The 12,782-nt window shown below is 46.2% G+C and carries 13 protein-coding genes; 5 read left to right on the top strand and 8 right to left on the bottom strand.

Features of this window, described 5'->3' with window-relative positions; all coding sequences use genetic code 11:
• Positions 1-100: 100 nt before the first annotated feature.
• Both WA407_RS21375 and WA407_RS21370 read right to left on the bottom strand, forming a co-directional pair.
• A complete protein-coding gene (locus WA407_RS21375; protein ID WP_336078316.1) occupies positions 101-943 on the bottom strand; it encodes an aldo/keto reductase in 843 nt (280 codons plus the stop codon).
• A gap of 31 nt (positions 944-974) precedes the next feature.
• Positions 975-2,171: an MFS transporter gene (locus tag WA407_RS21370; protein WP_336078315.1), complete on the bottom strand. Its 1,197-nt coding sequence runs from the start codon at positions 2,169-2,171 to the stop codon at positions 975-977.
• Between the two features lie 187 nt (positions 2,172-2,358).
• Between WA407_RS21370 and WA407_RS21365 the strand changes: the two genes are divergently transcribed.
• Complete coding sequence (locus WA407_RS21365) at positions 2,359-2,724, top strand: winged helix-turn-helix transcriptional regulator (protein WP_013308345.1); 366 nt, start codon at positions 2,359-2,361, stop codon at positions 2,722-2,724.
• 78 nt (positions 2,725-2,802) lie between these two features.
• On the opposite strand, the gene adhP is transcribed toward WA407_RS21365, so the two are convergent.
• Positions 2,803-3,819 (bottom strand): alcohol dehydrogenase AdhP, encoded by a 1,017-nt coding sequence (gene adhP / locus WA407_RS21360; RefSeq protein WP_061830749.1) that lies wholly within the window; start codon positions 3,817-3,819, stop codon positions 2,803-2,805.
• Positions 3,820-4,043: 224 nt separating this feature from the next.
• Here adhP and WA407_RS21355 point away from each other — a divergent pair, with 224 nt between their 5' ends.
• Positions 4,044-4,883, top strand: coding sequence for a carbonic anhydrase (locus WA407_RS21355; protein WP_254330090.1), 840 nt, complete (start codon positions 4,044-4,046; stop codon positions 4,881-4,883).
• 111 nt (positions 4,884-4,994) lie between these two features.
• On the opposite strand, the gene WA407_RS21350 is transcribed toward WA407_RS21355, so the two are convergent.
• The gene (locus tag WA407_RS21350; RefSeq protein ID WP_061830753.1) at positions 4,995-6,281 is read right to left on the bottom strand and encodes a Gfo/Idh/MocA family protein; all 1,287 of its coding nucleotides are present in this window, start codon (positions 6,279-6,281) and stop codon (positions 4,995-4,997) included.
• A gap of 138 nt (positions 6,282-6,419) precedes the next feature.
• Here WA407_RS21350 and WA407_RS21345 point away from each other — a divergent pair, with 138 nt between their 5' ends.
• Entirely contained in the window at positions 6,420-7,256 is an 837-nt protein-coding gene (locus WA407_RS21345) for a helix-turn-helix transcriptional regulator (RefSeq protein ID WP_336078314.1), read from the top strand.
• Between the two features lie 10 nt (positions 7,257-7,266).
• Here the strand turns inward: WA407_RS21345 and WA407_RS21340 are convergent, their stop codons facing one another.
• From WA407_RS21340 to WA407_RS21325, 4 genes are all read right to left on the bottom strand, one after another.
• Positions 7,267-8,097: a carbohydrate ABC transporter permease gene (locus WA407_RS21340; RefSeq protein ID WP_013308340.1), complete on the bottom strand. Its 831-nt coding sequence runs from the start codon at positions 8,095-8,097 to the stop codon at positions 7,267-7,269.
• Positions 8,087-8,959 (bottom strand): carbohydrate ABC transporter permease, encoded by an 873-nt coding sequence (locus tag WA407_RS21335; RefSeq protein WP_336078313.1) that lies wholly within the window; start codon positions 8,957-8,959, stop codon positions 8,087-8,089. Before WA407_RS21335 ends, WA407_RS21340 begins: the two co-directional genes overlap by 11 nt.
• Positions 8,960-8,997: 38 nt before the next feature.
• The gene (locus WA407_RS21330) at positions 8,998-10,296 is read right to left on the bottom strand and encodes an ABC transporter substrate-binding protein (RefSeq protein ID WP_322174116.1); all 1,299 of its coding nucleotides are present in this window, start codon (positions 10,294-10,296) and stop codon (positions 8,998-9,000) included.
• Between the two features lie 251 nt (positions 10,297-10,547).
• A complete protein-coding gene (locus tag WA407_RS21325; protein WP_235306962.1) occupies positions 10,548-11,105 on the bottom strand; it encodes a GNAT family N-acetyltransferase in 558 nt (185 codons plus the stop codon).
• A gap of 117 nt (positions 11,106-11,222) precedes the next feature.
• On the opposite strand from WA407_RS21325, the gene WA407_RS21320 reads away from it, so the two are divergent.
• Entirely contained in the window at positions 11,223-12,146 is a 924-nt protein-coding gene (locus tag WA407_RS21320; RefSeq protein WP_235306961.1) for a hypothetical protein, read from the top strand.
• On the top strand, positions 12,139-12,753 hold the full coding sequence (locus WA407_RS21315) for a hypothetical protein (RefSeq protein ID WP_254330109.1): 615 nt from the start codon (positions 12,139-12,141) through the stop codon (positions 12,751-12,753). Before WA407_RS21320 ends, WA407_RS21315 begins: the two co-directional genes overlap by 8 nt.
• Positions 12,754-12,782 lie beyond the last annotated feature (29 nt).

Below are 12,782 nucleotides of genomic sequence, written 5' to 3'. Positions count from 1 at the left end.
ATGGCGGGATTGGATTGCTGTAGCCCCAGACCCATCATGCACAAACAAAACGCCGTCCCTTCAGTGAAGAAGGAAACGGCGTCTCATGATGAACGTAATTTTAAAAATCAAAGTTATCCGGATCTGGACCTACCCGAAGATCGGCATTTAACGCCTGGATTCGATCCATATCCTCGCGCGTCAGTTCGAAGTCAAAAATGTCAGCATTTCCCACGATACGATGCGGCTTGGTAGACTTGGGAATAGTGACAACTCCCTGCTGCACATCCCAGCGTAAAATCACTTGCGCCACCGATTTGCCATACTTGGTCGCTATGTCTTGCAGTACCGGATGATCGAGCAATTGGCCTTGCATTAACGGAGACCAGGCTTCCATTTGAATGTCGTTCTTTTGACAGAATTGCAACAGCTCGGCTTGGGTTAATTGTGGATGGAATTCCACCTGATTGATCATGGGCTTGATTTCAGCATCCTTCATGAGATCTTCCAAATGATGAATCTGGAAGTTGCTGACTCCAATTGCCTTAATCCGTCCTTCTTTATACAAGGATTCCAACGCTCTCCAAGCTTCTTTATACTTTCCTTGAACTGGCCAATGAATCAGATATAGATCCAGATAGTCCAGACCCAGCTTGTCCAGACTGGCTTCATAAGCTGCTCGTGTCTCTTCATAGCCTAAATCTGCATTCCACACTTTGGACGTGACGAACAGTTCTTCTCTGGACAGATTATTTTCCTGAAGGGCTTCCTGAATAGCCTGCCCTACACTGCTTTCGTTCGCATAGATTGCAGCTGTATCTATACTGCGGTAGCCATGCTTTACAGCAACCTTTATAGCATCGACCAGCTCCGAACCTTCTTCCACTTTAAATACCCCGATGCCAAACCAAGGCATGCGAACTCCGTTGTTTAACAATGTTGTGCTTTGTAAGTTTTGTGTCATTTTGAATCTTCCTCTCTATTTTTTAAAAGCTTTAACCTGTAATGGGGGTTGTATCCCTTTTTTCGAGCATACGACTCCAGCCTGTGAGCAAAACCGCAACGAAAACCATAATGCTCCCGAGCCAGGCCGTATGAATGAGACCGAGTGAATCCGTTACAATCCCGCCTACATAAGCTCCGATGGCTATCCCTGCGTTGAAAGCTGCAATATTAACAGCAGAGGCAACATCGACAGCTTTGGGTGCAAACCGTTCGGCTAACATGACGACATATACCTGTAGCCCGGGCACGTTCATAAACGCAAGCAATCCCATAAAGAAGATCGTAATCAGTCCTGCCGTTTTAAAAGGTGCCGTGAACAACAGGAGAAACAGGATCACTGCTTGAATCAGAAACATGTAAAACAAAGCTGAAAGCGGCTTGCGGTTTGCTGCTTTTCCGCCAATAACATTCCCGATGGCAATCGCAATTCCATACAGCAAAAGTATAAACGTTACCGTACTTTGCTGAAATCCGGTTATGTCGTGAAGTAATGGAGATAAATAAGTAAATACCACAAATGTGCCTCCATACCCCAAAGCTGTAATGATAAATGCGAGTAGCAAGCGACCATTGGTGACCAGTTTGACCTGCTCGCGGAAAGGAGTCTTGTTCCCTTTGCGCAGCGTAGATGGCAGCAGAATCAGATTGGCGATGAGTGCCACTACACCGACGACCACAATCGCCATAAACGCTGCCCACCAACCCCATTGCTGCCCAATGTAGGTACCCAAAGGTACGCCTGTAACCGTGGCTACGGTCAACCCGGAGAACATAATGGAAATCGCACTCGCTCGCCGATCATCCGGCACAAGATCGGCCGCGATGGTGGAACCGATAGACATGAACACCCCATGAGCGAACGCCGAGATCACACGTGCAATCAGTAGCAAGGCAATTCCGCTAGAGACCGCAGCGAGGCTGTTGCCTGCAATAAATATAATCATGATCCACAGCAGCAACGTTTTACGGGGAACACTTGATGTTAATGAGGTCAAGACAGGTGCCCCGATGGTGACCCCTAATGCATACAGCGTTACAGTTAGTGCAGACATCGTTACAGATATGTGCAAGTCTTCAGCAATCAGGGGAAGCAGTCCCACGCTGATGAACTCAGTTGTCCCAATCGCAAAGGCGCTTACGGCTAGAGCCAGTAATGGCCAGATACTTCGTTTTGATTCTGGCGACATGTTTTTCACTCCTATCTATAGAAATCTTCGACCAGCAGATGTTATTATGAGTTATTCAAGCAAATATGAACAGTACGTACTTTTTAGTGATATAGGTACTAAAAAGTACCCTAAATAAAGTTCTTTTTAATTAAAACAGGCTGTTAAGGTATGTATAACAGAAGCGATACACATGGGGGGATCGGCATTGGGGAAGAAAAAATACAATATCTCTGTTGAGGCGACGTTAGAGGTGATCGGGGGGAAATGGAAATGCGTCATTCTGTGTCATTTGACACATGGAAAGATGCGGACAAGCGAATTAAAACGGATGATGCCTTCCATAACCCAAAAAATGCTGACTCAGCAGCTTCGTGAATTAGAGGAAGACGGCATTGTCAATCGGATTAGCTATAATCAGGTTCCACCCAAGGTGGAGTACGAGCTTAGTGAATATGGATGTAGTCTGAAAGGCATTTTAGATTCTCTTTGTGCTTGGGGAGAAAGACATATTATTAAAGAATACGGGGATAAATCTGCGGTTTTGGAAGATAACATTCTGAATAAGTTGTAAAGCCAAAAAGAGCGCCTACAATACATCAGCAGGCGCTTTCTCTCTCCGAATTCCAAGGGTTACGAATTGGACATCATTTTAATTTGTGAAATCAATGACCATGCGTCCTTGGATTTTGCCCTGCTCCATCTCCTCGAAGATCTCATTAATGTCTTCGAGCGGACGTTTTTGTACAAGAGGGACAACTTTACCTTCTGCAGCGAACTGGAACGCTTCTTTAAGGTCTTCACGAGTGCCGACCAAGGAGCCAATAACTTGAATGCCGTCCAGAACCAGACGTGGAATGTCCAGATCCATCTTATCGGTTGGGAGACCTACAGCTACGACACGCGCGCCAGCCTTCACAACGTCGATGGCCTGGTTGAAAGGTGTTTTGGCAACAGCAGTAACCACGGTTGCATCCAGACCAGCACCGTTTGTTAACTCCTTAGCTCGAGCGACCGGATCTTCTTTCATGCTGTTAACGATATAGTCAGCACCAATTTGTTTGGCCAGTTCTAGTTTTTCATCACTGATGTCAAAGGCTACAACTTTAGCATTGAATACATTTTTGGCGTATTGCACAGCCAGGTTACCCAAGCCGCCAATGCCGAAGATACCGATCCATTGTCCTGGTTTGACTTCACTTACTTTAACTGCTTTATATGTGGTAACCCCTGCGCAAGTTACACTACTTGCAGCGGCAGGATCAAGACTATCTGGTACTTTGACCGCGTAGTCAGCTGTGACAATACATTGCTCTGCCATTGCACCGTCTACCGTATATCCGGCATTTTTAACTTCACGACACAGCGTTTCCCGCCCGGTTAGGCAATATTCGCAGTGACCGCAGCTTTGGAACATCCAGGCAATACTTACGCGATCACCAATCTTAAGACTGGTTACTCCTTCACCTAATTCAATGACTTTCCCAATACCTTCATGCCCCAGAACTCTGCCTGTGACATCACCGAAATCTGCATTTTTTACATGTAAATCTGTGTGGCAAACTCCGCAATACTCGACTTGGACTAACGCTTCCCCATGCTTCAGGGAGCGTAAAGGTTTCTCTTCTACACTGACTTTCTTGTCTTTTGTAACAATTGCTGCTTTCATGTAGATCTCTCCTTTAAATAATATGGAATTATTTTGTAATGCACACTCCATTATTATAGTAATTTTTGCCCGAAAAGGACAAATATAAATCTAACTTACTAACTTAAAACTATTTAATCGAAAAATGCTTCTTTCTAAGTCCTTGGACCCTTGTAGGAACTTTGTACAATAATTTACAATGTAAAAAGTTTCACATACTCTATTTGGAAGAAGGATAAAGAAACATGAAAAAAAACTGGAAAGGTTGCCTGTTCAGCATATTTGCCATTATCTTGGTTGTGTCGGTAACAGGATGCAATTCACAGCCCGCCATTTCTAGTACCACCAGCACTTCATCCTCATCAGCTACCAACGCTCATGCAGTCGTTCAGAAAGGCCCACACTGGTCCTATGAAGGAGATCAGGGACCGGAGCATTGGGGAGAGCTGGAAAAAGATTTTGTTGCTTGTGGTAACGGCCACGAACAATCTCCTGTCAATATAGAGCATACCCATTTGGAAGCATCGCAAACGCAGCAACCGCTGCAAGTTCATTACACTAATACGAAAGCATCCATTTTGAATAATGGGCACACTGTGCAAATCAATGTTGCCGATGCCAGCAATAGCATCATGCTGGACGGTACTAAATTCACTTTAAAGCAGTTTCATTTTCATCACCCGAGCGAACACCAAATAGATGGTAAAAATGCTGAAATGGAGCTTCATTTTGTCCATCAAAGCGACAACGGAAGTACAGCTGTCTTAGGAGTCCTTATCCAAAGTGGCAAAGAAAACAAGGCTTTCAACCGCATTTGGTCCAAACTACCGAAGGATAATTCCCAAGAAGCGGCGGCTCTAGATGAAGAAATAGATCTCGCTGCGTTGCTGCCAAAAGACCTGCACTCCGTTCGCTACAATGGATCGCTGACTACCCCGCCATGCACAGAACATGTAAATTGGACAGTGCTGGAGCAGCCTATTGAAATGTCCGCAGACCAAATCAACCAGTTTGCTGCCATTTTTCCCGATAACCATCGTCCTGTACAACAACTGGGAACCCGGGAACTGACTGCCGATAAATAATAAAATAAAGTGCCGTAAGATGTAAGGTGCATTCTATATATAAATACACCCCAAAAGCCCCCTCTATTCATCTAGTTAGAGGGGGCTTTTCGGTATTAAATTTACTGCTCATTACAAGCGCACCAGTTCCTCCACCTTCACCGGTTGACCTGTACGCATAGAACGGTTGGCGGCAATGCCTGTTAAAATGGACCATGCACCGTCAATATGTGAGGCCGCACGATGGAACCGATCCTCTGCCGGCTTATCGAAAATATCACGCAGCATAACTGGATCTCCTCCGCCATGACCACCCTGGCCTTCCTCCACTTCGACCTCATAAGGTGCTGCAAAGTGGGGATAGATGGTGATGGTCTTCTCTTTTAGCGCACCCTCATCTGCCTTGCTGCCACCGGAATTAACATAGGATTGCTCGGATACCCGAACCTCCATCCGTCCCTTCGTGCCGTTAAATACGATGATAAAGCCCTCCCAAGGCATGTAAGCATTCAGCGAATAGTTCATTACCGTCTTGTTCTGATACTTCACCATGACACTCAGCGTATCTTCAATGCTGATATTGTCGCCAAATACGCTTTGATCCCGCACATATCCATCCTCATGCTCAGCGTCCAGATACATGCTTTTTAGATGCTCGTTACGGTCCAGATGTAGCGCAAAGGGGTCATTTTCCGCTGCCTTGCTGCCGTAAGCCCGTTGATAAAACTCCGTCACGCCACGCTGCTCCGCATTTTCCCGGCCGTAAAATTTCAGATCTCCCATCGCATACACCGTCTCCGGTTTCGAGCCAAGCCAGAAGTTCATCAGATCAAAATGATGCGTCGATTTATGCACCAGCAGACCGCCGCTATTGCGCTTGTCCCGGTGCCACCGACGGAAATAATCCGCGCCATGCTGTGTATTCAGCAGCCATTCGAAATTGACTGACAGCACCTCTCCGAGCGTTCCGTCCATGATCAGCTCACGGATTTTCGTATTATGCGGCGCATAGCGGTAGTTAAAGGTGACGCGTAGCTTCCGTCCCGTGCGGTCTATGGCATCCAAAATGTCTTGGCATTTATCTTCATCCACCGTCATCGGCTTCTCAGAAATGACATCACAGCCCAGCTCCATCGCCCGGATAATATACCGATGATGTACCCGGTCAATGGTCGTGACAATGACGATATCCGGCTGCGTCTCCGCGATCATCCGATCAAACTCGTGAGCTTTATAGGTAGGAATCGGCTCATGCTCGTATTTCTCCTGCAGCAGCCGATTGGCATAATCCATTCTCGTCTGATTGACGTCACAGAACGCGATCAGCTCCGAGGTATCTTTGAAAACGGTAACAACTTCACCGTAAAAAAATTCGGCTCTTCCTCCGGTACCCACAAGTGCATATTTGATTTTAGCCAATTGGTTCACACCCTTTACATGAATTGCTTTTATTTTATAGTATAAGAAAGAGCAAAATCTTCGCTTTTATTATGATTTTATCCGTAAAATATACATATATTATCCTTATGTATTCTTTCACTAAAGGAGACTATCGATATGATCGCTACACCCCGTTTTGCCATCGAGCAAGCGTTGCGGAAGGTGCCATTCAGCATGTCCGCCGACCATGTCCACCAAGCGCACGAAATCTATTATTTGCTGGCAGGAGAGCGCTACTACTACATTAATCAACGGGTATACGCCCTCCAGAAGGGCGATCTGATTTGGATCAGCAAACATGATTTTCATCGTACGAGTAACAAGGGTAGCGGTAGCCATGAACGGATTTTGATTAACTTTGATGAAGAATTTGCAGCCTCGTCAATGACCGTCTCTCCCTCCAGCGATCAGAACCAGCTTCTTCTGCCAGAGAAAAGCTTTCTGCTTCGCCCCTCCGCGGAAGAACAATGCGAGCTGGAACACCTATTCCGGCAAATGCTAGATGAATACCACCAAGAACATGCCTACAGCCAGCTATATCTCCAGAGCTTGCTACTCCAGCTCCTTATCCGTATCCGGCGCATACAATCGGCCACTGCCGATACCATTGCACCGGAACGTAGCGAAAAGCAGCAGCGCGTGTACTCGGTCATCGCATACCTGCATGCTCATTATGACGAGAGCCTGTCGCTAGATCGGCTGGCTGAGCATTTTTATATTAGCAGCACGTATTTATGCCGTATTTTCAAGCAGACAACAGGTTTTACCTTAGTAGAATATCTTCAGGATGTGCGGGTCCAGCAGGCTCGGGCGTATTTAAGAGAAACAAGCTGGAAAGTGACTTCCATTGCTGAAAAAACGGGTTTTGACAGCATCGCTCACTTTGGTCGTGTATTCAAGCACCTTACCGGGCACACCCCACTACAGTACCGAAAAAAATACAAAAAGGAGTAGAGAGATGCCCCTACCCCTTAATTCCCGTCAAGGTGATGCCTTCAATAATTTGCTTTTGGGCAATGATGTAGACGATTAGCACCGGGACGACAGAAATGGTGGTACCCGCCATCATCAGTGACCAATCGGCGGTATATAACCCTTTGAAATTGTTAAGTAAAAGCGGAACCGTGAATTTCTCCGGTGTATTGAGATAGATAAGCGGATCAAGAAAGCTGTTCCAGGCACCCAAAAAGGTGAAAATCCCTATTGCCGCCAATGCCGGACGAATGAGTGGCAGGATGACGCTCCAGTAAATACGAATGTAGCCCGCCCCATCCATTACCGCCGCTTCCTCTAGATCGCGTGGGATGCCCATGACGAACTGGCGGAGCAGAAACACTGCGAATGCATTAAACAAGGCTCCAGGTACGATCAGCGACCAATGCGTATCCAGCCAACCGATGCGATCCATCACCAAATATAACGGAATCATCGTCACCTGCTTGGGCACCATCATCGTAGCGAGGAACAAGATAAACAGTATATTCGAGCCCGGAAATCGGATTTTAGCAAAAGCATACGCCGCCATAGACGCGCTAATCAGTGTCGCTGTCACGATGATCACCGTAATGTAAAAGCTGTTCATATACGCCTGCACGAAGGGCATCGCCTCCAGCGATGCCGGATAGTTGCTCCATACGAACGGATCAGGAATCCATTGAGGTGGGACGACGAAAATTTGAGAAATATCCTTCAGGGAACTTAGAACAGTCCACAGGAATGGAAAAAACATGACTAAAGAGCCGACAGCGAGCAGCACATGGCGCAGGAATACCCTACCTCTGGAACTAATCTCCATAGTGCACCCACCTCTTTTGCATTTTAAATTGCAACAGTGTAAATACGAGAATGATCACGAACAAAATCATTGCTGCCGCGGCACTTTCTCCCATCGTGAAGTCAATGAACGCCTGATCATAAATGTGGTACACCAGTGTATAACTTGCTTTAGCTGGCCCTCCATTCGTCATGACAAACGCCTGATCGAACACCTGAAAAGAACTGATGACCATCATGATGGTCACAAAAAAGGTCGTCGGTGACAACAGCGGCAATGTAATATACCTTAGCTGCTGGAACTTGCTGGCCCCGTCAATTTCGGCTGCCTCGTAATAGCTTTTGGAGATACCCTGGAGTCCTGCCAGAAAAATGACCATATTATATCCCAGTCCCAGCCATATGCTCAAAAGCGCAATCGACGGAATCACCCACTGCGTATCGGTAAGCCACATCGGGCCTGTAATCCCAATCGCTCGCAGCAGATGATTTAAAATGCCAAATTCGCCGTTCAGTATCCACATCCAGATGACACCAACGGATACCGAACTGGTTACGACAGGCATGAAAAAGAACAAGCGATAAATTTCCTTGCCCTTCACTTTGTTGAGCATGATGGCTACGAGCAGAGCCAATATAATCCCCGCCGGGATGACCAACACCATATAGTACATCGTATTGATGAGTGCCTTCCAAAAATCAGGATCAGATAATTGGCCCTTGAAATTGTCCAAGCCGACAAACAAGGGTACGCCAAATCCATCCCAGTTTACAAAGCTTAAGTAAAGCGCATATAGCAACGGCAACAGCGAAAAACATAACAGACCCAAAAACTGGGGGCCAATGAATAGATAGCCCCACAGCGCTTGATGCTTTTTCTGCATCTTGTCACCTTCCTCCCCGGTCACGGCCCATCCCGTGCCTACTTGACCGCCTTGGATATGATCTGATTCAACTTTTCAATGGTTGCCGCAGCATCCTGCTTGCCCAGGAACATCAGGTCGATGGTTTCCGTGATATCCGAGTTCAGCCCTGGCACCTGAGCATCATAGGCCAGTGCAGATCCATGAGCATGCCCTATGTTACGTCCTTCGGTCAAATAGCTTGAATGCTCAATTGTCGCCTTTTTCATAATGCTCTCATCTGCGGCAGCAAGCGTACCCATGGCATTCCCACCTTCAACCAGCCGGGCCTCCTGCCCCTTCACAGAGACGTAGAATGCTGCTAACTTCATGGCCTCTTGCACATGCGGACTATTTTTGTTCACAGCTACATAGGCAACCGGAATAGCGACAGGTTCATTTTTGCCTGTGTTGGAAGGCCAGTAAATATAATCGAAGTCGAGGCTTTTATTTTGGCTAAACAAGGGTTCCAGCCATCTTCCCGCCGCCAGCATACCGACTTGATTGGACATGAACATCGCGTCAGCCCCTTGCCCTTTGGGAAGCGAGCCGAGATATACCGCATTTCCCTTTTTCACCATATCGTACATAAAACCGAAGGCTTCCTTGCCCTTTTCATTGTGGTCCAGCACATATTTGCCTTGTTCATCAAAGATCTGACCGCCATTCGACCACACCCATGAATACCAGTGAGCCCACCAGTTTTCCGCAATATAACCCTGCTTTCCGGCTGCCTTCAGCTTGGATGTAACCTCTTCAAAGGCGTCCCAATTCCACTTGCCTTCGTCATAGTATTCTTGCGGCGTCTTCACGCCTGCTTCCTTAAATACCTTTTTGTTGTAATACATGACCATCGGGTTTGAGTCGGGAGTGACCCCATAAATTTCCCCATCACGCTTTGCCGGTCCCCACAATCCTTCCGGAAAATCCTCAGCCTTCACATCACTCGCATCACTTTTTAAAAACTCACCCAAAGGCTGTACCTGCTTCGCCCCGATCAAACGCGCAATCGTCGATTCATACGAATAAAACACATCCGGTCCGCGACTTCCCTGAAGCTGTGTCAACAGCTTTTGCTCATATTGGTCTCCCGGTACAGGCACCAGCTTAACCTCGATATTTGGGTTTTCCTTTTCAAATGCATCCAGCGCCCGCTGATACACCTTCACCTCCGCAGGATTACCCCAAGCCTGCATTGTAAGTCGCACTTTTTGCCCTTCTGTCTCCTCTATTTTGGGAGAGGTACTGCATGCCGCTGCAAGTAAAAACAGAACGCTGAGGAAAAATCCAATCTTTATCCAGCTCATGTAATTGTCCACCTTAACCGCCTCCTGTAGCTTCGCATGGTTGTATGTCATCCTTCTTTTGAAGCGCTTACAAAACTTTCCCTATCATCATATGTAGGAGGGGGAGGCGCGATATCCCCATTTTCATTTTTATATAAATTTTTTTCTTTTGGGGGCTCTGATATGACAGCGACCAAGGGAAAGTAAAGGGCTGCACAACAAAAAAAGAAGAATGCAGATCACCTGCTTCCTTCTTTCGTATTCCTTCAGTATGATTCCGTTTTCTATGAATTTATTAGCATCTTTTCAAAAATATTATAGCCGTTCGTTTCGCCTATATACGTATAACCGCATTGTCTGTAAAACTCACTAAGCTTGTCATTGCCCGCAATACAGTCTAAACGGATTCGATCCTTGCCTGTGAAGTGGATGCCTCGTTCAATCCATTGCATCAGTTCACGGCCTAGCCCCTTCCCGGTGCTATCGCGATCCACAACCAAACGATGCAGATATACTGAGGTTCCTCCTTCAGAATCCGTTTCGTCTAGTTTCCACAACTTACGGTCCCATGCACTGGGTTGCTGCTGCAAGATCACTGCGCCTGCCAGGCTATGATCCTCTGATGCTCGGAAAATAACCACTTCTCCGCGTGCAATAGCGCCGCCTAGGTTATGATCATCTTTTCCTTTTAGTAAGCGTCCCCATTGCGTAGAGCCTTTGCTGTGCAGCCATCTGGCCGTCTTTAAAATTAACTCCTGAACCTGCTCCTGATCTTCAGTGCTTGCCTGAAAAGCCATTAATCCTGGTTTGACGGATGATTCGAAAATATTCATTGATGTCATGCTGCACCTCAACTCTCAAATTTTCCTTATGTATAAAATATAGCATAAAAAATGAGCGTCTGATGATCTGGCAGAGCGTAAAAAATATGAATACTACTATACTCTTATCGGTCATTTATGGTGAAAAATGTAACCTTTCTAATCATTTCAACCGATGATATCCGTATGAGAACAGTTGGAAAGGTTGTGAATGAGGTGCCAAGCCGTAATCCATATCTCCTCAAAAAGATATTTGGCATAAACAAAGAACGTATACTCATCTTCGCGCTGCTGCTGATCCCCGCTATCGCTGCCTTTATTGGAACAAGGCCTATGCCTGCGCAGTATATTTTGCAGGGAGAAATGCATCCGGTCAAAGATCTTGGCGTTCAGGGAAGCGTGTTTTTTGCGTCTGTGCAAACGGGTATTGCTAACAATCTCCTGGAGCGTTGGAATGTATATTCCAGTGAAAATGTATCTGGGGGAGCGATTAAATTTGAACCTCTTGCCCCTGATGAAGTGGACTCTTATTTGAAGGACCTTACAGAGACGGACACGCTAAAATATTCTGCCATGCAAGCCGTACATGCAGCGACGGAATTAAGCGTAGACAGCGACACAGCTGGGGCTACGGCGACTTTCTCGAATCTTAACAAATTGGAGGATGCTCGCTATGCGGAGCTATTGACTCATTTGCAGGATCTTTCGGGAAATTCCTTGGGTCTGATGACAGGTATCGGACTGTATGAGGAAGCCAATAATATCGACTTTTCAGATGGCGGACGTCACAAAATCGCAGGCTCTGGCACAATGGAAGAATACGGAGATGTCGGATCAGTCGGTGGACTGGAGCAAAAGCTGCTGGGAGCCGAGGCGGCAAAGGTTGATCTATTTTTCGTACCGGCAGATTATGAATGGTACGGTGAGGAAGGCAACGAAGCAGAGGCTGCCCGAGTTCAAAAGGAGCATGAACTCAAGTTACGCATTATCCCCGTAGAAACACTGGAGGATGCTATCGTGTATTTGAAGCAACTAGATTGGGAGGAAGTACATCTTGAATGATCCAGATTCCAAAGCATTCCCATCCAAGACAGCTGGCAGCGTACATCAAGCCTTACTAGCAGTGGGCACTATAGGCGAATTTATCATCCTTATTTTTACATTAGTGTATATCTACGCAAATGATTTTTATTATGATCATCTATACGAGCTGGAGCAAAAATTTACAGTTTTTAGCTTTGTGCTGTACTACTTGTGTTTTGTAACCTATCTGATCTGGCTAGTTCAAGTACATAAAGCCATCCGGCAAAAGCATTCCGATTATCCGATTCGTACCGTGGGAGCCATTGCTCGCATGATTCCTTTTATTAACTTGTGGGGATTCTCTAATACATTCACCCATATTTATAGGTACTTTGCGCTCCACCCCGAATTGGAGGGCAAAGCCCGTTATATTCAAAAGATGATTGTTCCGCTATATTTTGTCTGGTTTGGTGAAGGAATTATTAATCGGATTGTTATCCAACACTCTCCCGATATGGAATCGATGTCCATGTTATTGGGAGCCATTGTGCAAACCACCAGAATGGCCTTCTTTTACTGCATGACACGGATCATTCACAATAGTCTGGTTATGCTGAATAAAAAAGATGAAGAAGGATTGCATTAAAAAAACGAGCTGGCCTTCACGGTCAGCTC

Source organism: Paenibacillus sp. 203 (genome assembly GCF_037027525.1).
Lineage (GTDB): Bacteria > Bacillota > Bacilli > Paenibacillales > Paenibacillaceae > Paenibacillus > Paenibacillus polymyxa_B.
Note: the sequence above shows the minus strand (reverse complement) of the source record. Positions and strands in the feature narration are given on the sequence as shown.

Coding starts and splice junctions, on each gene's coding strand:
- WA407_RS21375 (WP_336078316.1), bottom strand. CDS start 943: ATGACACAAAACTTACAAAGCACAACATTGTTAAACAACGGAGTTCGC.
- WA407_RS21345 (WP_336078314.1), top strand. CDS start 6,420: ATGATCGCTACACCCCGTTTTGCCATCGAGCAAGCGTTGCGGAAGGTG.
- WA407_RS21335 (WP_336078313.1), bottom strand. CDS start 8,959: ATGCAGAAAAAGCATCAAGCGCTGTGGGGCTATCTATTCATTGGCCCC.
- WA407_RS21355 (WP_254330090.1), top strand. CDS start 4,044: ATGAAAAAAAACTGGAAAGGTTGCCTGTTCAGCATATTTGCCATTATC.
- adhP (WP_061830749.1), bottom strand. CDS start 3,819: ATGAAAGCAGCAATTGTTACAAAAGACAAGAAAGTCAGTGTAGAAGAG.
- WA407_RS21325 (WP_235306962.1), bottom strand. CDS start 11,105: ATGACATCAATGAATATTTTCGAATCATCCGTCAAACCAGGATTAATG.
- WA407_RS21320 (WP_235306961.1), top strand. CDS start 11,223: ATGGTGAAAAATGTAACCTTTCTAATCATTTCAACCGATGATATCCGT.
- WA407_RS21370 (WP_336078315.1), bottom strand. CDS start 2,171: ATGTCGCCAGAATCAAAACGAAGTATCTGGCCATTACTGGCTCTAGCC.
- WA407_RS21340 (WP_013308340.1), bottom strand. CDS start 8,097: ATGGAGATTAGTTCCAGAGGTAGGGTATTCCTGCGCCATGTGCTGCTC.